The 17448-nt window shown below is 68.4% G+C and carries 19 protein-coding genes; 8 read left to right on the top strand and 11 right to left on the bottom strand.

Translation table 11 applies throughout. The features are described from left to right. Window positions 1-120: 120 nt before the first annotated feature. Complete coding sequence (gene proC / locus ACPYOG_RS14710; protein WP_481294929.1) at window positions 121-966, bottom strand: pyrroline-5-carboxylate reductase; 846 nt, start codon at window positions 964-966, stop codon at window positions 121-123. Between the two features lie 23 nt (window positions 967-989). On the opposite strand from proC, the gene ACPYOG_RS14705 reads away from it, so the two are divergent. Continuing rightward, a complete protein-coding gene (locus ACPYOG_RS14705; RefSeq protein WP_481294928.1) occupies window positions 990-1952 on the top strand; it encodes a cation diffusion facilitator family transporter in 963 nt (320 codons plus the stop codon). Then, window positions 1949-2665, top strand: coding sequence for a glutamine amidotransferase-related protein (locus ACPYOG_RS14700; RefSeq protein ID WP_481294927.1), 717 nt, complete (start codon window positions 1949-1951; stop codon window positions 2663-2665). The genes ACPYOG_RS14705 and ACPYOG_RS14700 overlap by 4 nt, the downstream gene beginning before the upstream one ends. Window positions 2666-2683: 18 nt before the next feature. Here ACPYOG_RS14700 and tadA read toward each other — a convergent pair whose 3' ends face one another. Continuing rightward, on the bottom strand, window positions 2684-3151 hold the full coding sequence (gene tadA, locus ACPYOG_RS14695) for a tRNA adenosine(34) deaminase TadA (RefSeq protein WP_481294926.1): 468 nt from the start codon (window positions 3149-3151) through the stop codon (window positions 2684-2686). Window positions 3152-3201: 50 nt separating this feature from the next. Between tadA and upp the strand changes: the two genes are divergently transcribed. The 3 genes from upp (at window position 3202) to ACPYOG_RS14680 (ending at window position 6147) form a co-directional block, all read left to right on the top strand. Then, entirely contained in the window at window positions 3202-3834 is a 633-nt protein-coding gene (gene upp / locus ACPYOG_RS14690; RefSeq protein WP_090035075.1) for a uracil phosphoribosyltransferase, read from the top strand. Window positions 3835-4213: 379 nt separating this feature from the next. Continuing rightward, window positions 4214-4948 carry a winged helix-turn-helix domain-containing protein gene (locus ACPYOG_RS14685; RefSeq protein ID WP_481294925.1) on the top strand — a complete coding sequence of 245 codons (735 nt, stop codon included), beginning with the start codon at window positions 4214-4216 and terminating at the stop codon, window positions 4946-4948. 134 nt (window positions 4949-5082) lie between these two features. Next, window positions 5083-6147, top strand: coding sequence for an acyltransferase family protein (locus ACPYOG_RS14680; protein WP_481294924.1), 1065 nt, complete (start codon window positions 5083-5085; stop codon window positions 6145-6147). 47 nt (window positions 6148-6194) lie between these two features. On the opposite strand, the gene ACPYOG_RS14675 is transcribed toward ACPYOG_RS14680, so the two are convergent. From ACPYOG_RS14675 to ACPYOG_RS14635, 9 genes are all read right to left on the bottom strand, one after another. Next, on the bottom strand, window positions 6195-7019 hold the full coding sequence (locus ACPYOG_RS14675; RefSeq protein ID WP_481294923.1) for an ABC transporter permease: 825 nt from the start codon (window positions 7017-7019) through the stop codon (window positions 6195-6197). Next, complete coding sequence (locus ACPYOG_RS14670; RefSeq protein WP_481294922.1) at window positions 7016-8029, bottom strand: ABC transporter ATP-binding protein; 1014 nt, start codon at window positions 8027-8029, stop codon at window positions 7016-7018. Before ACPYOG_RS14670 ends, ACPYOG_RS14675 begins: the two co-directional genes overlap by 4 nt. A gap of 152 nt (window positions 8030-8181) precedes the next feature. After that, window positions 8182-8856 (bottom strand): PadR family transcriptional regulator, encoded by a 675-nt coding sequence (locus ACPYOG_RS14665; protein ID WP_481294921.1) that lies wholly within the window; start codon window positions 8854-8856, stop codon window positions 8182-8184. Window positions 8857-8934: 78 nt separating this feature from the next. Then, on the bottom strand, window positions 8935-9735 hold the full coding sequence (locus ACPYOG_RS14660) for a class I SAM-dependent methyltransferase (protein WP_481294920.1): 801 nt from the start codon (window positions 9733-9735) through the stop codon (window positions 8935-8937). An 83-nt stretch (window positions 9736-9818) separates the two neighbouring features. Then, entirely contained in the window at window positions 9819-10790 is a 972-nt protein-coding gene (locus tag ACPYOG_RS14655) for a carbohydrate kinase family protein (protein ID WP_481294919.1), read from the bottom strand. Continuing rightward, a complete protein-coding gene (locus ACPYOG_RS14650; RefSeq protein ID WP_481294918.1) occupies window positions 10787-11086 on the bottom strand; it encodes a putative quinol monooxygenase in 300 nt (99 codons plus the stop codon). Before ACPYOG_RS14650 ends, ACPYOG_RS14655 begins: the two co-directional genes overlap by 4 nt. Then, on the bottom strand, window positions 11083-11883 hold the full coding sequence (locus ACPYOG_RS14645; RefSeq protein WP_481294917.1) for an ATP-binding cassette domain-containing protein: 801 nt from the start codon (window positions 11881-11883) through the stop codon (window positions 11083-11085). The genes ACPYOG_RS14650 and ACPYOG_RS14645 overlap by 4 nt, the downstream gene beginning before the upstream one ends. After that, a complete protein-coding gene (locus tag ACPYOG_RS14640; RefSeq protein ID WP_481294916.1) occupies window positions 11880-12923 on the bottom strand; it encodes an ABC transporter permease in 1044 nt (347 codons plus the stop codon). The genes ACPYOG_RS14645 and ACPYOG_RS14640 overlap by 4 nt, the downstream gene beginning before the upstream one ends. 69 nt (window positions 12924-12992) lie before the next feature. Then, window positions 12993-14102: a substrate-binding domain-containing protein gene (locus tag ACPYOG_RS14635; RefSeq protein WP_481294915.1), complete on the bottom strand. Its 1110-nt coding sequence runs from the start codon at window positions 14100-14102 to the stop codon at window positions 12993-12995. Window positions 14103-14215: 113 nt separating this feature from the next. Between ACPYOG_RS14635 and ACPYOG_RS14630 the strand changes: the two genes are divergently transcribed. The 3 genes from ACPYOG_RS14630 to ACPYOG_RS14620 form a co-directional block, all read left to right on the top strand. Then, window positions 14216-15301 (top strand): LacI family DNA-binding transcriptional regulator, encoded by a 1086-nt coding sequence (locus tag ACPYOG_RS14630; RefSeq protein WP_481294914.1) that lies wholly within the window; start codon window positions 14216-14218, stop codon window positions 15299-15301. A 309-nt stretch (window positions 15302-15610) separates the two neighbouring features. Beyond that, window positions 15611-16078: a MarR family winged helix-turn-helix transcriptional regulator gene (locus tag ACPYOG_RS14625; protein WP_481294913.1), complete on the top strand. Its 468-nt coding sequence runs from the start codon at window positions 15611-15613 to the stop codon at window positions 16076-16078. Window positions 16079-16206: 128 nt separating this feature from the next. Continuing rightward, on the top strand, window positions 16207-17448 hold a 1242-nt coding region (locus ACPYOG_RS14620), incomplete at its 3' end, for a transglycosylase domain-containing protein (RefSeq protein WP_481294912.1).

The raw sequence follows: 17448 nt of genomic DNA, 5'->3' as shown, positions 1-17448 counted from the left end.
CCCCCCCCCCCCCCCCCCTTCCCCAAACAAGACCCCCCCCCCCCCGATTAGCGAGTGTCTCGTGGGCTCGGAGATGTGTATAAGAGACAGGGGCGGAGGGCGGAGGGCGCGAGGAGGGGGTCAGCCGGCGGCCAGGGCGCGGGCCCGGGCGAGGGCGGCGTCGGTCGCGCGGGCGAAGAGGGCGGGGAGGTCCGCGTCGGCGAGGACGGCGATGGCGCGTTCGGTGGTTCCGTTGGGGCTGGTGACCCGGCGGCGGAGCTCGGCGGGCGCCTCGCCCGAGGAGACCAGCAGCTCGGCCGCGCCGAGGAAGGTCCCGTTGACGAGGGTGGCCGCCTGGGCGGGCGTGAACCCCTTCTGAACGGCGGCCTCCGTGAGCGCTTCGATGAGGAGGAACACGTAGGCGGGGCCTGAGCCGGAGATGGTGCTCAGCGCATCCAGCTGGGACTCGGGCACCTCGACGACCTCGCCGACCGTCTCGAACAGGGTGCGCACGAGGGACAGGTCCTCCGGGTCGGTGCGGGACCCCGCGCTGACGCCGGTCACGGCCTTGCCGACCACTGCGGGCGTGTTGGGCATCGCCCGGACGACCGACACCGAGTCGGGCAGCAACGACTCCATCGTCGCGGCGGTCACCCCGGCCGCCACGCTGACGACGACGGTCCCTGGCGCCAGCGAGTCACCGATCTCGGCCAGCAGGTCGCGGACCATCGCGGGCTTCACCGCAACGAGCACGACCTGCGCGCCCTCGACGGCGAGCCGGTTCGCGTCGGCCCGGGTCTCGGTCGCATACGCCGTGACGCCGGGTGCGCCCGCGAGCGTCGCAGCGCGCGCCGCCGACCGATTGGTCACCCGGATACCGGCGACCTGGACGCCCGGCGCAAGCAGCCCGCTCAGGATGGCGCGCCCCATCGATCCGGCGCCCAGCATGGCGATCGTGGGAAGGGTCACGTTCTGCGCGTCGTCCATTCCGCCATCCTAGGATGAGGTGCATGAGCGCATCGGGCGGAAGCAAGGCGATCGTCGCGGCCTTGGCAGCCAACCTCGGGATCGCCCTCACCAAGTTCATCGCGTGGGCGTTCTCGGGCTCGTCGTCCATGCTCGCCGAGGGCGTGCACTCCCTGGCCGATTCGGGCAATCAGCTGCTCCTGCTGCTCGGCGGCCGGAAGTCGCGCCGTGCGCCGGACCAGGAGCACCCGTTCGGCTACGGCCGCGAGCGCTACGTCTACGCGTTCGTCGTGTCCATCATCCTGTTCTCGGTCGGCGGGGTCTTCTCGATCTACGAGGGGATCGAGAAGCTCGCACACCCGCACCCGCTGGAGAACGCGTGGCTGCCCATCCTGGTGCTGCTGATCGCGATCGGCCTCGAGTCGTTCTCGCTCCGCACCGCGGTCCGCGAGTCCCGGCCACACAAGCAGAGCCTCTCGTGGCCGCAGTTCATCCGCAGGGCGAAGGCGCCCGAGCTGCCCGTCGTGCTGCTCGAGGATGTGGCCGCGCTCACCGGCCTGGTGTTCGCCCTGCTCGGAGTCGGCCTCACGATCATCACGGGCAACGGAGTCTGGGACGGGATCGGAACGCTGCTGATCGGCGCCCTGCTGGTCGCCGTCGCCGTCGTGCTGGGCGTCGAGACGAAGAGCCTCCTGGTGGGCGAGGGTGCGAGCGAGGTGGATGTAGCGGCCATCGAGCGCGCGGTGACGTCCGGCCCCGAGGTGGAGCGCGTCATCCACATGAAGACCCTGTATCTCGGACCGGACGAGTTGATGGTCGCCGCCAAGCTGGCCTTCTCGGGCGAGCACCGGCTGGCGGACGTCGCGGCCGCGATCGACACCGTCGAGCGGCGGATCCGGGATGCGGTCCCCGCAGCCAGAGTCATCTACATCGAGCCCGACGTGTGGATCGACCCGAACGTGCAGTCCCCGGCGACCGACACCATCGTCATCAAGGGTCTCGAGTGACCCGCACGGCCCTCGTCCTGCAGCACGACCCGAGCATCCACCTGGGCAACATCGGCCCGGTGCTGGTCGAGCACGGCTACGAGCTGCGCATCGTGGATACGTCGGCCGAGGACCTCTCGGCGATCGACCCCGCAGAGGCCGACCTGGTCGTGGTCCTCGGCGGCGAGATGGGCGCGTACCAGACGGACGAGTTCCCCTTCCTCGCGGCCGAGAGGGAGCTGCTGCGCGCTCGGCTGGACGCGGAGCGACCCACGCTCGGCGTCTGCCTCGGCGCCCAGCTCATGGCCGGATCCCTCGGCGAGCGCGTCTACCGCGGCGACACCACCCAGATCGGTTACCGGCGCGTGGAGACCACGGAGGCGGGCGAGGCGTCGCCCATCCGGCACTTCGCGGGCGTCCCGGTCATGGAGTGGCACGGCGACACTTTCGAGCTCCCCGAGCGGGCGACGCTGCTGGCGTCGTCGAGCGAGTACTCGAACGAGGCGTTCGCGATCGGCGAGTTCGCCCTGGCGGTGCAGTTCCATCCCGAGGTCACCGACGAGATGCACGAGGCCTGGGTCGCTGCGGGCACGGACCCGTCGGGCGGCGGGCAATTGGATGAGCTCGCCATCGACCCGGAGGCGCTGAGACAGGACCGGGAGCTCTACTCGGCGCGGATGCAGGAGGCGTCGCGCGCGGCCTTCTCGGAGTGGCTCAGCAAGCTCGACGCGTAAGCGGCGAGCGCCGCGTCATCACCGCTTCGCGCGGAAGAAGTCCAGCAGCACCTCGCCGCACTCCTCCGCCAGCACGCCGGGGAACACCTCGACCCGATGGTTGAGCCGCCGGTCGCGCAGCACGTCGTACACGGAGCCGCCGGCCCCCGCCTTCTCGTCCCACGCGCCGAACACCACGGTCGGGATGCGCGCAGCGAGCACCGCGCCGGCGCACATCACGCAGGGCTCCAGCGTCACGACGAGAGTGCATCCCTCGAGGTGCCAGTCGTCGCGGGTCTCGGCGGCCTCCCGCAGCGCGAGCACCTCGGCGTGCGCCGTCGGGTCGTGCCGCAGTTCGCGCTCGTTGCGCCCGGAGCCGATCACGTCGCCGTGCTCGTCGACCACCAGCGCCGCGACGGGGACGTCACCGGTGCCGAACGCGAGCCGCGCATCGGCGAGCGCGCGGCGCATCCACTGCTCGTAGACGGCGGGTACGGCCAGGCTCACGGCGGTCCTCCTGGACTGGGGTGTCGGGGATGTTCGGCTAGCCTGAGCCTATGCGAGTGCACGTTGCGGACCACCCCCTCATCACCCACAAGCTGACCGTGCTTCGCGACGTGAGGACCCCGTCTCCGGTGTTCCGCCAGCTCACCGAGGAGCTCGTCACACTGCTCGCGTACGAGGCGACGCGCGGCGTCCGGGTCAAGCCGGTCGAGATCCAGACGCCGGTCACGACGACGACCGGCGTCGCGCTCAGCGAACCGCGCCCACTCGTCGTCCCGATCCTCCGCGCCGGCCTCGGGATGCTCGAAGGGATGGTGCGGCTGATGCCCACCGCCGAGGTGGGCTTCCTCGGGATGGTGCGCAACGAGGAGACGCTCGAGCCGACCACGTACGCCGAGCGGCTGCCGATGGACCTCTCCGACCGGCAGTGCTTCGTCCTCGACCCGATGCTGGCCACCGGCGGCTCGCTGGGCGCAGCCATCGAGTTCCTGTTCCACCGCAACGCCGTGGATGTGACGGCCATCTGCCTGCTCGCCGCGCCTGAGGGTCTCGCGGCCCTCGAGAAGGCGACGGAGGGCCGGAACGTCACCATCGTCCTCGGCGCGCTGGACGAGCGGCTGAACGAGAACGGCTACATCGTCCCGGGCCTCGGCGACGCCGGAGACCGCCTCTACGGAACTGTGTAACCGCCCGCAATTTTGCGTAATGATTTGACACGCCGAGTCACTGTCCGTTTTACTGTGACGCATGACTGACAACTCGCGTACCCTGACCTCCTTCGAGGCCCTTGGGAATGCTGGCATGATGATGGCCAGCCGCGACTCCGTCATGTGTTGCCGAATGTGTCGCTAATCTGACGACCCTTCGCCGAGCGGCCGCCCTCCGACGCCATCGCGTCGTGACCGGGCACTCGCTCCCCGGGAGCGCCACACTCACGCTTCCGTGCACCTGGCCCGTTCTGTAGGGCCACAACACGACACTCCCCGCACAATCCCGTCCCTCCGCCGTACCCGCGGAGGCCCACGTACCGGGATGCGGACCATCATCACTAAGGACTCGATTCCCATGTCTCTGGCCACCATCGACACCCCCTTCGCCCGCACCTCCGCCGTTTCGCCTGTCAGCCCCATCCGTCCCGCCGCCGAGCCCGCTGGAGCCGACTCTGCGCCGCGCATCCGCGCCGTCCCGGAGGGCACGGAAGCCCGTGGCTTCGTCCTCTACGTCGGCATCGACGAAGCGAAGGCCGCCGCTGCCGGCACCGACCTCGGCCGGATCGTGGATGCGCTGAAGCGCCTCACCGCCGAGCTCGCCCCGACCGCGGAGACGTACGCCGCTGTGGCGCTCGCCCCGGCCGGCGCCGGCGGACGCGACGTGGATGTGGTCCGCCTGGCCCTGCAGGACCCGGCCGCGATCGCCAAGCACCGCCACGCCGCCACCGTCGACGAGGACGACGACCGTGCCGCCTCCGGCGTCGTCGTCGACATCTCGCGCAAGCGGCTCGTGCTCGACAACCAGACCGTGGCGCTCACCTACAAGGAGTTCGAGCTGCTGCAGTACCTGGTGCTGCGCGAGGGCCGCACCATCGAGCGCTCCGAGCTGATCAGCTCGCTGTGGAGCGGTGCCGATGAGGACGAGGTCCCCAACGAGCGCACGATCGACGTGCACGTCCGCCGGCTCCGCTCCAAGCTCGGCCGCTACGAGGACATCGTGCGCACGGTCCGCGGTCTCGGCTACCGCTTCGACCGCCACGCCGACGTCTCCATCCGCTACGCCAGCGCCCCCTCCCCCGACCTCTTCTGACCCGGGATCGACTCGTGACGCGCGTCCGGTCGGAATACGTGCATCAGGTGCAATAAATGCCATAAGCTCGGCGCAAGGGCTGCAGGGAAGCGTCGGGGGGACCGCCCGCACCTGCCGCCCGGGGGGCGGCCGGTGTGGATCACAGAAGGAACAACTTCGACGCGCTGCGCCTCCTCTTCGCGACGCTGGTGATCTTCTCCCACTCCTTTGCTCTCTCCGGCCATGCCGAGCCTGTGCTGTGGGGCCGCACGCTCGGCAACCTGGGCGTGCATGGGTTCTTCGTGATCAGCGGCTACCTCATTGTGCAGAGCTTCGGGCGCAGCCGCTCGCTGCTCCAGTACGGCGCCAACCGCGTGCTGCGGATCGTCCCGGGGCTCGTCGTCGCGCTCGTGCTCTCCGGGCTGATCGCCGCCCGGCTGCACGGCTACGCCAACAACCCCGTCCCGTACATCTCGAACGGCCCGGTGTGGACGCTGACGTGGGAGGTCATCTGCTACGGGGCGGTCGCCGCTCTCGGGATCGCGGGCGCCCTCAACCGCACCGCGTTCCCCGCCGTCTTCGCGGTCGGATGGGTCGTCTTCCTGGCGAACCTCGGCGACCAGTCTGACTTCTTCCTCGCCATCGTGCCGATGTTCCTCATGTTCGCTGCGGGCGCCCTGTTCGCTCTCTATCTGACGAACATCCGGTTGGAGGTCCTGATCCTGGCGGTGATCGGCCTCGCGCTGACGGCGGACTACGGAGTGTTCTCGTTCCTCGACGGCCTGGCCATGCAGAACGTCCCGTTCCTGTACGGGCCGAACGTCGCCGTGGAGGAGGTGCAACGAGTGATCTACCTGCTCTCGTTCCCGGTGGTGGTCATCTGGGTCGGCAGACTCTCGCGACCCTCGCTTCCCCTCCGGAACGACGTGTCCTATGGCGCCTACGTCTACGGCTGGCCGGTCACCCAAGTACTGGTGTTCGCGGCGCTCAAGTGGGCGCTCCCCCTGAACCCGTGGCTCCTGTTCTTCGCGACGATGCTCGTCACGATCCCGCTGGCGTACCTGTCGTGGAAGCTGATCGAGAAACCGGCCCTGGGGTTGAAGCGCCGCTTCCGCAGACGCGTCACCGCGCCCGAGCCCGAGCCCGCGCCCGAACCGCAGCCGCAGCCCCATGCCCCGAGCCAACAGCTCCTGAGTTTGTCGACCGATTCGAACGAATAGGCACGAAAGACTCCGGAGCTGTTGACCAGGGACGCGCGTGGGGACGGCTAGGCGGAGCGCTGGTAGACGCGGAAGGCGCTCGTCGCCCAGGCGGCCATGACGACGGCCAGCGCAGCGAGGAGGCCGGCGTGGCCCCAGAGGGAGGCCCAGTCGGGATGCGCGCTGAGCGCCTCCCGCCCGATCACCACCGCCCATTCGAACGGGTTGTACGCCGCAATGTTCCGCACCCACTCCGGCGAGAGCTTCGTGTTCATGATCGCCGAACTCAGGAACATGAGCGGGAGCGTGATCAGCTGCGAGATCCCGATCAACGCCGTCTGATCCCGCGCGAGCAGTGCAACCGCGTTGGAGAGCGAGCAGAACACCGCGGTCAGCAGCACGACGCCGAGAAGCAGGAGCAGCATCCCGCTGAAGCCGCCCTCGAACCGGGCGCCGGTCCAGAACGCGATCCCGACGACGATGAGCGACTGCACCATGGCCAGGATCGACTGGTACACGAGCGTCGACACGATCATCGACGCACGGTTGGTCGGCGACGTGAGGAAGCGATCCATGACGCCGCGATCCATGTCCTGGATGTACACCGTCCCCGACCACGCGCTCCCGAACAGCGCGAGCATCATCACGACACCCGGCGTCAGGTACTCCAGGTAGCTCCCACCCGCGCTGAAGCCCGGGATCTCGACGACCGATTTGAAGAGCTGTCCGAACAGCAGCAGCCAGATGATCGGCTGGACCAGGTTCATGACGAGGAAGACCGGCATCCGCCAGGCGGCCCGGAGCAGCCGGCCCGTCAGGAGCGCCGTGTGCGTGACGAAGGTCGGGCCGCCGCGTCGGAGCGACCGCGGTGAGGTGAGGGCTGTGGATGTCATGATGCGTTCTCCAGGACGAGCTCGGCGGACTCCTGCGCCCGCGTGAAGGTGCGGCCGGTGTGCCGCAGGTAGACGTCGTCCAGGCTGGGCCGGGCGACCGTGGCGGAGGCGACGGCGACGCCGGCGGCTTCCAGTGCCGAGAGGGCGAGAGGGAGGGTCGCGGCGCCGCTGTCCGCGCGGGCGCGGAGCGTGCGGCCGTCCCCGCCGACCTCGCGGAGCCCATCCACCCGCTGGAGCGCGGTGAGCCCGGCGAAGGGATCGGCGTCCCCGGCCAGCTCGACGACGACGGCGTCACCCCGGAGGTCGTTCTTCAGCTCCTCCGGGGTCCCGCCGGCGACGACGCGACCGTGGTCGACGATCGCGAGACGGTCCGCCAGGCGGTCGGCCTCGTCCAGGTAATGCGTCGTGAGCAGGACCGTGAGGTTCTCGGCGGTGGTCATCCGCTCGAGTTCCAGCCAGAGCTCGGCGCGCGCCTCGGGGTCGAGACCCGTCGTGGGCTCGTCGAGGAAGAGCACCTGCGGACGGTGCATCAAGCCGATCGCCACATCGAGCTTGCGGGCCATCCCGCCCGAGTAGGTCTTCACCTGGCGGCGGGCGTGCTCGGTCAGTCCGAAGCGGTCGAGCAGCTCGCGTGCGCGCGCCGCCGCATCCCGTCCCGACATGCCGTGCAGCCGCCCGGCGAGCACCAGGTTCTCGACGCCCGTGTCGTTGGGATCGGAGACCGCCTTCTGAGCGACGAACCCGATGGCCCGGCGGACGCGGGCGGGATGCCGGGTGACATCGATCCCCGCGACATACGCCGAGCCGGCGTCGGCACGGGCGAGCGTCGACAGGATCTTCATGGTGGTCGACTTGCCTGCTCCGTTGGGGCCGAGCAGGCCGAACACGGTTCCGGTCTGCGCCTCGAATCCGAGGTCGTCGACGGCGCGGACGGAGGGCTTGCCCCTGCCGCCGCTGTAGGTTTTCACGAGGTGGTCGGCGACGAGCGCCGGACCGGTTGCGGATGCCATGGTGGCTGTCCTTTCTTTCTTGGTTGGCAGCCACCGGCGCGGGATATCCTTGAAGACAGCCCTCGGTGACTGTTGACGCAGGTTCCTTGACGGAACGACTGAAGGTGTGGATGGCCGGAGAGTTGCCGCTCTCCGGCCATCGTTCTGTGGTTTCAGGATGTGAACAGCGCTGCCGCCTCCTCACCGAAGTCGCCAGCGGCGATCCGGCCGCTCAGCACCTCCATGCTCACCCCTTGGCCGAGCAGCCGGTGCAGCTGCTCCCACCAGCCGTAGCCGCCGATCGAGCGGTCGCGGATGCGGGCCGCGAGGTCGGCGACGAAGTCGCGTTCCGCGTCGAGCACCGCGATCCGGTACTGGCTCTCGACCATGAACAGCTCAGGGAGCGCACGCACCTCCTCGGCGATGGCCCGCCGTTCGGCCAGCTCGGCGTCGAGGCGCTCCCGTCGGCTCTCGAGCAGGGCGGCCGCCGTCTCCGGAGGCAGCATCGGGAGCAGCGACAGCCCGGTCTCGATCGCGGGATACTCCTTGACGGGGATCTCGACCAGTTCGCGCAGCCACTCCTCCGCCTCGGCTCGGCCCGCGTCCGTGATGGCGTAGACGACGCGCTCGGGGCGGTTGCCCTCGCGTTCCGTCTGGGCCACCCGGATGAAGCCGTGCTTCTCGAGGGACTTGATGACCGAGTAGAGGGAGCCGAAGTTGAGGCGGATGCTGTCCTCCTTGCCTCGCTCCTTCATGGTCGTGGTCATCTCGTAGGGATACATCGGTCGCTCCCACAGGCACGAGAGCACCGCCAGCGCCAAGGGGTTGGCCACCACGCGCTTCGACATCTCGCACCTCCGGAATCGATTACTCGATCCAGAGTATTCGATATCGAGTGATCGTGTCCAGCTCTCTCTCGAAGAATCTCAGACGGCGACGGCGCGATAGAAGAGCGTCTGCACGGGGATCGTCGTGGATCCGGGCCCGAACTCGTCCGTCAACCGGCGTTCCGCCTCCCGCACGAGCGCATCCAGATCCCCTCCGCGCTTTCGCACCTGGTCGGCGACGGGGTTGCCCACGATGAGTCCGTCGGCGAACCGCTCCCAGGACGCCACAGGCGCGTCGTGCGGCACCACGTCGATGGTCACCCGGCCGAAGCCGCTCTCCTGCGCCAGATTCCGGAGCGGATCGACCTCGCTCATCCCGAACGGGACGCGGTAGAAGGGCGGTGGATCGTCCGGGAACGTCTCGACCAGGAGCCCGTGGATGACGGCGGCGAAGCGGTTCTTGGCGTGGCTGTCCCAGACGCTGAAGTGAAAGACGCCGCCCCGGGACAGCACCCGGCGTTGCTCGCGGACAGCCGCCGGCAGATCGGGCATGAACATGATGCCGAACTGGCAGGCGACCGCGTCGAAGCTGCCGTCGTCGAACGGAAGCGCCTGGGCGTCCGCCGTCTGGATGCGCGTCGCCGGCGGCACCTTCGCGCGGGCGAGCTGCAGCATCCCCTCGCTGAGGTCGGTGATGGTCAGCTGAGCGCCCGGGCAGTGCTGCACGATCGCGGCCGAGGAGATCCCCGTGCCGGCGGCCGTCTCCAGGATGCGCTGCGGATCCGTCGCCGCTACCGCGGCCCCGAGCACCTCGGCGTAGTGACGGAACAGCACCGGCCCCAGGCCGGAGTCGTAGTGCTCCGGGATGGAGTCCCGGAAGGCCGCGGCGTCGTCGTCCACGGGGCTGACGATATACCGGGACGGGCCTGCTCGGGCAGGGTCCTCGCAGAAGGCGGTGCTTCCCGCCGGCGCTCGGCCCGCGCCTACCGGATGACGTCGGGGGCGGCCTCGGCTCGCAGGACGGCATCCACCTCTCGGCGGTCGGGCGGGGATGCGCCGGCGCGCGAGACCGTGATGGCGGCAACGGTCGCGGCGAGCGCCCCGATGCCCAGAAGCACCTCTTCGGATGCCGGCCCGGCGAGGAGCGACCGCGTCCCGCGCTCGAGGGCGCCGGCGATCAGCCCGGTCATGAAGCCGTCGCCCGCGCCGATCGTGTCGACGACCGTCGTCGCGGCGGCCGGGATGCTCACGGAAGCCTCACTGCTGCGCAGGAGGCTCCCCGCGGCTCCGCGGGTGAGCACCGCGATCCGTGCGCCGTTGGCGAGCAGCCGATCCAGCACCTCGTCGTCGGATGCGCCGGGATACAGCCAGGCGGCATCCTCGTCGCTCAGCTTCACCAGGTGCGCTCGGCTGCTGTACCAGTCGACGAGCTCGCGTGAGCGTTCGACGTCCGGGATGAGCGCCGGCCGGATGTTCGGGTCGAAGGAGACGAACGTCTCGGGCGGGCGCACATCCACGAGCTGTCGCACCACGGTCGCCCCGGGCTCGCGGAAGGCTCCGATCGAGCCGACGTGCAGAGCCGCCGTCCGGGGGAACTGCAGCGGCTCGAGCTCCCAGTCGAAGGCGAACTCGTAGGTCGCAGAGCCCGTCTCATCGATTCGCGCGGTGGCGGTCGAGGTGCGGCAGGCGGACCGTCCGCGGATGACCTGCACAGCGGCTCCGTGGAGGTGCGCCTCGATGGCCCGCCCGCGGTCGTCATCGCCGAACCGGGTGGCGAAGATCGTCGGGAAGCCCAGCCGGCCGAGGCCGTACGCCACGTTCATCGGGCTTCCGCCGGGATGCTCGGAGCGCACCCCGTCCCGGTCCACCACGTCGATGAGTGCTTCGCCGACGACGAGCACGCCGGTGAGGACGCCGGCGGCCGCACCGCCCGCTGGGGCTGGTTCGATGCTCATCCGACCGGCTCCAGCCACGTCAGCGTGGATCCGCCTCCCGCCACCAGAGGCTGGAGAGCCTCGTTGAAGCGGTGGCAGTAGTCCGCCTCGACGTGAGCCTGGAAGGCCACGTCGGAGGCGTACTCCTCGTAGACGAAGAAGTGCTCCGGGCGGTCGGCCAGACGGTGGGCGTCGAAGCGCCGGTTGCCCGGCTCCGCGCGCACCGTCCGGCTGTACTCCTCCACCAGGGCTGTCACGGTGTCCGCATGGCCGGGGAGGGCCTCGAACTCCGCATACAGGAACTTGGAGGTGTTCATTCGCGCTTCGCCCCGGTCATGATGGCCACGGCGTCCGTCATCGAGTGCGACTGCGGCGTGATCGTCGCCGCCTTCTTGCCCAGCCGCTGGATGTGGATCCGGTCGGCGACCTCGAAGACATGCGGCATGTTGTGGCTGATCAGGATGACGGGGATGCCCCGCTCGCGCAGGCGCTTGATCAGATCGAGCACCTGGTTCGACTCCCGCACGCCGAGGGCGGCGGTGGGCTCGTCGAGCACGACGACCTTCGAGCCGAAGGCGGCCGCGCGGGCGACGGCGACAGCCTGCCGCTGACCACCGGAGAGGTTCTCGATGGGCACGGCGACATCCTGCAGCGTGGAGATGCCCAGCTCGGTGAGCTCGTCCCGTGCACGGGTGCGCATGGTCTTGGTGTCGACCATCCGCAGCACGGAGCCCAGGAATCCGGGGCGACGCAGCTCGCGGCCGAGGTACATGTTGGCGGCGACGTCGAGCGCCGGCGACACGGCCAGCGACTGGTACACCGTCTCGATGCCCGCCTCGCGCGCATCCTGCGGACGACGGAAGTGGACCCGTTTGCCGTCCAGCTCGATCTCCCCTTCGTCGGGGATCTCTGCTCCGGTGAGGCACTTGATGAGCGTGGTCTTCCCCGCGCCGTTGTCGCCGATGATGGCGAGCACCTCGCCCGGGAACAGCTCGAGGCTGACGCCGTCGAGGCCGACGACGTGACCGTAGGTCTTGACGAGGCGGCGGGCCGAGAGGACCGGGGTCCGGGTCTCGGTGGGGGTCACGGAGTCCTGCGTGTCGATGGCGTTCATTTCCGCACCTTTCGGATCCACTGGTCGATGGAGACGGCGACGATCACCAGGACGCCGACGGCGAGGGTCTGGTAGAGGACGTCGAGGCCGGCGAGGGCCAGACCGTTGCGGAACACGCCGACGATCAGAGCACCGAGGAGGGTGCCCCACACGTTGCCGCGACCGCCGAACAGGCTGGTCCCGCCGATCACCACAGCGGTGATGGCGTTCAGGTTGGCGTCGACCGCGGCGTTCGGGCTGGACCCGAAATCGCGGCCGATCTGGATCCACGCGGTGAGAGCGACGACCACACCGGCGGTGATGTACACGCTCAGCAGCACGCGGCTGACGCGGATACCCGTCAGTCGGGCCGCTTCCTTGTCGTCTCCGACGGCGTAGACGTGGCGTCCCCAGGAGGTCCGTCCGAGCGCGAAGGCCGCGATGAGGTAGACCACGATCATGAGGATGACGCCGTAGGTGATGTCCACACCGAACACGCGGACCGTGAGGCCGGTCCAGGTGAGGATGTCGGGCAACTGGTTGCCCTGCACGGTGGCGCCGTTCGAGATCAACAGCGTCAGGGCCGTGAAGATGCTCAGTGTTCCCAACGTCACGATGAAGGGGGGAAGGTTGAGCCGGGTGACGAGGAGACCGTTGAGGACACCGGTCGCGAGTCCGGCGAGGAGGCCGAGCAGCAGCGCCACGATGGCGGGCATCCCGAGGCTGGCGGCCGCGTTCCCCATCACGATGGAGCTGAGGACCATGGCTGCGCCGACCGACAGGTCGATGCCGGCGGTGAGGATGACGAGGGTCTCCGCGACGCCCAGGGTGCCGATGACGGCCACCTGCTGGGTGATCAAGGAGAGGTTCGTCGGTGCGAGGAAGCGCGGGTTGATCACGCCGAAGACGATGATCGAGATGACCAGCACGATGGCCGGGCTGAGCGCGGGGTACCGGTGGAGGGCCGAGCGGACCCGCATGAGCGGAGTCTGCCTGTTGATGAACTCATCCGCGAGGTTCAGCGACGAGGTGGGAGGCGAGGCGGTTTTCGATTGAGACATGAGTGCTCCTGACGATTCAGCTGGCCTGACGTTTCGGGAGGGCGCCGCATCGGGCGCCCTCCCGCGAGGTCAGTTCGCCCAGCAGGTGGTCCCGCCCTTGGCAGCGTCGACGCTGTCGAGGCCCGAGACCGGGTGGTCGGTGATGAGCGTGGAGCCGGTGTTGAAGAAGTCGAGGCCGTTGCTGGGCTTGGGCTTCTCTCCACCGCGCGCGATCTTGGCGATGGCCTCCATGCCGAGCGACGCCATCTTGGACGGGTACTGCTGAGCCGTGGCGCCCAGGATGCCCTGCTTCACGTAGCCGACACCCGTGCAGCCACCGTCGATGCTGACGATGGTCACGCTGTTCTGCTTGCCCGCCGCCTTCAGCGCCTGGTAGGCACCATACGCCGCCGGCTCGTTGATGGTGTAGACGACGTTGATGTCCGGGTTCTTGGACAGCAGCGTCTCCATGGCGGTGCGGCCGCCGTCCTCAGCGCCCTGCGAGGGCTGGTGGCCGACGATCTGGTACTGGCCGCCCTTGCCGCCGGTGTAGGAGCCGCTGGACGCCTCGCCGCCGTTCTTGGACTTGTCGCCCACGTCGATGCCCATGCCGTTGAGGAAGCCGTGGTCGCGGTCCACATCGACCGAGACGATCTGGTCGGAGAAGAGGTCGATCATGGCGATCACGGCCTTCTTGCCGCCGAGGGTGTTCGACATCCACTTGCCGATGGACTGGCCGGCAGCGTAGTTGTCGGTCGCGAACGTGATGTCGACGGTGCTCGCCGGGGTGGGGACGGTGTCGAGTGCGATCACGTAGAGGCCGGCGCGGCGCGCCTTCTGGATCTCGTTGTTGACGGCCGATCCGTTCGGCGTGATCAGGATGCCCTTGTCCCCGCGGGAGATGGCGTTCTCGATGGCCTGGATCTGGGAGTCGGTGTCGCCGTCCTTCTTGCCCGCGGCGAGGGTGAGGGTGACGTTGTTCTTCTTGGCGTCCGCCTTCGCAGCCGTCTCCATGGCGACGAAGTACGGGTTGCTCGTGGTCTTCACGATCAGAGAGACGCCGACGTGGTCGTTGCTCCCGCCTGAGCTTCCGCCTGAGCTTCCGGACGAACACGCCGTCAAGGAGAGAGCCAGAGCGGAGGCCGCCGCGAGGGAGGCGATCGCGACAGTGCGCGAGCGACGTGAGAATCGGGTGGGCATCTTTGCTTCCTTTTCATCGGGGGTGAATGAACACCCTGACAACGGTGTCAACGAGGAGTCTGACACAACACGGAGGAAAACGCTACACTTTCCTCACATTCGGAAGGCTGGTAATGACATCGTTATCAAAGTCGGTCGGGCGCGGCTCCGGCCGCGTGACGATCCGAGATGTCGCCCAGCAGGCCGGCGTCGGCATCAAGACGGTCTCCCGGGTCATCAACGGCGAGCCCAACGTCTCCGCCGCGACCACGGAACGGGTCAAGGCGGCCATCGCCCAGCTTCAGTGGGAACCCGACTCGCACGCGAGCAACCTGCGGCGGACGCACACGCGGACGAAGTCGATCGGGCTGCTGCTCGGAAGCGTCGACAACCCGTTCGCCGCTACGACGCATCGCGCCATCGAAGACGTCGCCGCCTCACATGGCGTGGCGGTCCTCGCATCCAGCCTTGATGAGGACCCCGTGCGCGAGGTCGCGGCGGTCGAGAACTTCATCCGGCGGAAGGTCGACGGTCTCATCCTGACCACTTCCACCGGCAACCAGTCCTACCTCGAGGAGCTAGTCCCCCCGCGCATCCCCGTCGTCTTCATCGACCGCGAGCCCTTCGGCTACGAGGCCGACGTCGTCCGCTCCGACAATGTCGGCGGGGCCGCGCTCGGCACCCGGCACCTGCTCGCGCGCGGCCACCGGCGGATCGCGGGAATCTTCGACCGCTCCGGGATCTGGACGGCCTCCCAGCGCAAGATCGGCTTCCTCGACGCTCTCGAGGAGTTCGACGTCCCGCCGGATTCGTACACGATCGTGGACGACGTGACCACGGCGGAAGCCGCGGAGGCGGCCGTGCTGGCCCTGCTGGGCTCCCCCGCTCCACCCACCGCGATCTTCGCCGGCCAGAACCTGATCTCGATCGGCGTCGTCCGCGCCCTGCGCAAACTCGGCCGCCAGCACGAGGTCGCCCTCGTCAGCTTCGACGACATCGAGCTGGGAGACCTCCTCGACCCCGGGGTCACCGTGATCGCGCAGGATCCCGTCGCGATGGGCCGGACGGCTGCGGAGCGGCTCTTCGCCCAGCTCGCGAGCATCCACGCCGGTGAGCAGCTCCCCGCGACCGACCTCGTCCTCCCCGTCGAACTCATCGTGCGCGGCTCGGGCGAGATCGCTCCCGCGACCGCCTCCGCACGAGCTCATAGGGACGCATAGCGAATTCGCAGAAAAAATAACGACTTGATAACTAGATGCCGTTACCTCTTCGTTATATAGTTCAAGGGCAATGGTTGTTTGCTGTGGCAGCCATCGCGGAATGTGATTGCAGGACACTCTTGGTGCAAGGGAGAGGGCCGGCCGCTAGCCTCTGCGGTCGGCCCTCAATCTTTTCCGGTCCGCCACATTCGTCCTCCCACCGGTGACCTCCTTCAAGACCGTCGGCTCTCCCCCGTAGTGGCACGGATGTCGCCCGCACGCGCATGATGAGAAGATGCGAATGCATTGAGCTCGCGGAGGAGGACGGCGATGGCCGAGAGCACGACGGCGACGGAACCGGACAAGCGTGCGAGGATCAGCGCGGTGGCGGCATGGGAGTCGCTTTTCCGCGCCCAGGTCGCCGTGATGCGCACCCTGGCTGCCGAGTTCCCGACCAGGGACATCTCGCTGAACGAGTACGACGTGCTGTTCAACCTGTCGCGCCAGCCCGACCGCACGTTGCGTCTACGCGATCTCAACACGCACGTGCTGCTGACCCAGCCGAGCGTCAGTCGCCTCGTCGACCGTCTCGTCTCCCGTGGGCTGGTCGCGAAGTGCCCGGAGCCGTCCGATGCGCGAGGCACGGTCATCCGCCTGACCGACGCCGGCTACGACCTGTTCCGGCGTGTTGCGATCGAGCACATGAAGACCATCACAGATCGCGTCGGGTCCCGGCTGAGCACCGAGGAGCTGCAAACCCTGGCGGAGCTCTGCGACAAGCTGCGCCTGAACTCCTGACCATTTCTCCACAGGCCGGGCGGCCTTCGCTGTTCCCCCCAACCTGAGTGTCGACCTCCCGAAGCCGTCGAAATCGCCGCGTATCATTGCGGCCACGGACGAATGGTTTCACCACGAGGGGAAGACGCATGAGATGGGGATGGGCGCCTGCCCTGGTCGGATTCGTCGCGCTGAGCGGCCTGGCGGGCGTGCTCGCCGCGGCAGCGGTGACGCCGGCGGTGGCGCTCACGGGTAGTGCGGCCGACTCGACGATCAGCGTGTTCGACGGGCTGCCGGAGTACATCAAAGTGGAGCCGCTCGCGCAGGCCTCCACGATGTACGCGCTGAGCAACGGGCAGCAGGTCCCGATCGCCTCCTTCTACTCCCAGAACCGCATCGAGGTCGGCTGGGACGCCATCTCGCAGAACCTGAAGGATGCTGCGGTCGCCACCGAAGACCCGCGCTTCTACGAGCACGGCGGTGTCGATGTCAGCGGCACCCTCCGCGGAGCGGTGCTCACGGCGCTGCACAAGTCGGTCCAGGGCGGCTCGTCCATCACGCAGCAGTACGTGAAGAACATCCTGGTGCAGCGCTGCGAGAACAAGCAGCCGGACCCGACGGCGAGCGAGGCCGTGCAGAAGAAGCAGCTGACGATCTACGAGTCCTGCTACAACGACGCCACCAAGGTCGACCCCTCCCGCAAGCTCAAAGAGATGCGCTACGCCATCGGCCTCGAGAAGGAGTACTCGAAGAACGACATCCTGCAGAGCTATCTCAACATCGCGCTCTTCGGCGGCCGGGTGTACGGCGTCCAGTCCGCGGCGGAGTACTACTTCGGGGTCGCGGCGAAAGATGTGAACCTGCAACAGGCGGCGACGCTGATCGCCATCCTGAACAACCCGGACAACCTCCGGATCGACAGGCCCGACAGCAAGGACAACGGGGCGGCCAACGGCTACAAGGCCACCCTGGAGCGCCGCAACTACGTCCTCGACCGGATGCTCGCCAACGGCAAGATCACGAAAGAGGAGCACGACGCCGCGCGTGCCACCAAGGTGGAGCCGAAGATCAGCCCGATGTCGAACGGCTGCATGACCGCGCAGAAGTACAACGCCGCCTTCTTCTGCGATTACGTCGAGCGCATCATCGAGCAGGACCCGATCTTCGGCAAGACCGAAGACGACCGCTCGAACTTCCTCACCCGAGGCGGCCTGAAGATCTATACCACGCTGAACCTCGACCTCCAGACGCAGGCTCAAGCCGCTATCAGCTCCTACATCCCTCCGGCGCACCCGGCGCTCGACCTGGGGTCCTCCAATGTCTCCGTCGAAGTCGGGACCGGGCGCGTGGTCACCATGGTGCAGAACAGGCCCTACGACAACACGGCGACC

The organism is Leifsonia sp. HAY1-4F (assembly GCF_056755275.1).
The sequence above is the reverse complement of the archived record's forward strand: the minus strand, read 5'-3'. Positions and strand labels throughout refer to the sequence as shown.

What these genes read in the sequence shown, in the direction of transcription:
- proC (WP_481294929.1), bottom strand. Translation starts at nt 966, where the DNA reads ATGGACGACGCGCAGAACGTGACCCTTCCCACGATCGCCATGCTGGGC.
- ACPYOG_RS14705 (WP_481294928.1), top strand. Translation starts at nt 990, where the DNA reads ATGAGCGCATCGGGCGGAAGCAAGGCGATCGTCGCGGCCTTGGCAGCC.
- upp (WP_090035075.1), top strand. Translation starts at nt 3,202, where the DNA reads ATGCGAGTGCACGTTGCGGACCACCCCCTCATCACCCACAAGCTGACC.
- ACPYOG_RS14685 (WP_481294925.1), top strand. Translation starts at nt 4,214, where the DNA reads ATGTCTCTGGCCACCATCGACACCCCCTTCGCCCGCACCTCCGCCGTT.
- ACPYOG_RS14675 (WP_481294923.1), bottom strand. Translation starts at nt 7,019, where the DNA reads ATGACATCCACAGCCCTCACCTCACCGCGGTCGCTCCGACGCGGCGGC.
- ACPYOG_RS14670 (WP_481294922.1), bottom strand. Translation starts at nt 8,029, where the DNA reads ATGGCATCCGCAACCGGTCCGGCGCTCGTCGCCGACCACCTCGTGAAA.
- ACPYOG_RS14665 (WP_481294921.1), bottom strand. Translation starts at nt 8,856, where the DNA reads ATGTCGAAGCGCGTGGTGGCCAACCCCTTGGCGCTGGCGGTGCTCTCG.
- ACPYOG_RS14655 (WP_481294919.1), bottom strand. Translation starts at nt 10,790, where the DNA reads ATGAGCATCGAACCAGCCCCAGCGGGCGGTGCGGCCGCCGGCGTCCTC.
- ACPYOG_RS14650 (WP_481294918.1), bottom strand. Translation starts at nt 11,086, where the DNA reads ATGAACACCTCCAAGTTCCTGTATGCGGAGTTCGAGGCCCTCCCCGGC.
- ACPYOG_RS14645 (WP_481294917.1), bottom strand. Translation starts at nt 11,883, where the DNA reads ATGAACGCCATCGACACGCAGGACTCCGTGACCCCCACCGAGACCCGG.
- ACPYOG_RS14640 (WP_481294916.1), bottom strand. Translation starts at nt 12,923, where the DNA reads ATGTCTCAATCGAAAACCGCCTCGCCTCCCACCTCGTCGCTGAACCTC.
- ACPYOG_RS14635 (WP_481294915.1), bottom strand. Translation starts at nt 14,102, where the DNA reads ATGCCCACCCGATTCTCACGTCGCTCGCGCACTGTCGCGATCGCCTCC.
- ACPYOG_RS14630 (WP_481294914.1), top strand. Translation starts at nt 14,216, where the DNA reads ATGACATCGTTATCAAAGTCGGTCGGGCGCGGCTCCGGCCGCGTGACG.
- ACPYOG_RS14625 (WP_481294913.1), top strand. Translation starts at nt 15,611, where the DNA reads ATGGCCGAGAGCACGACGGCGACGGAACCGGACAAGCGTGCGAGGATC.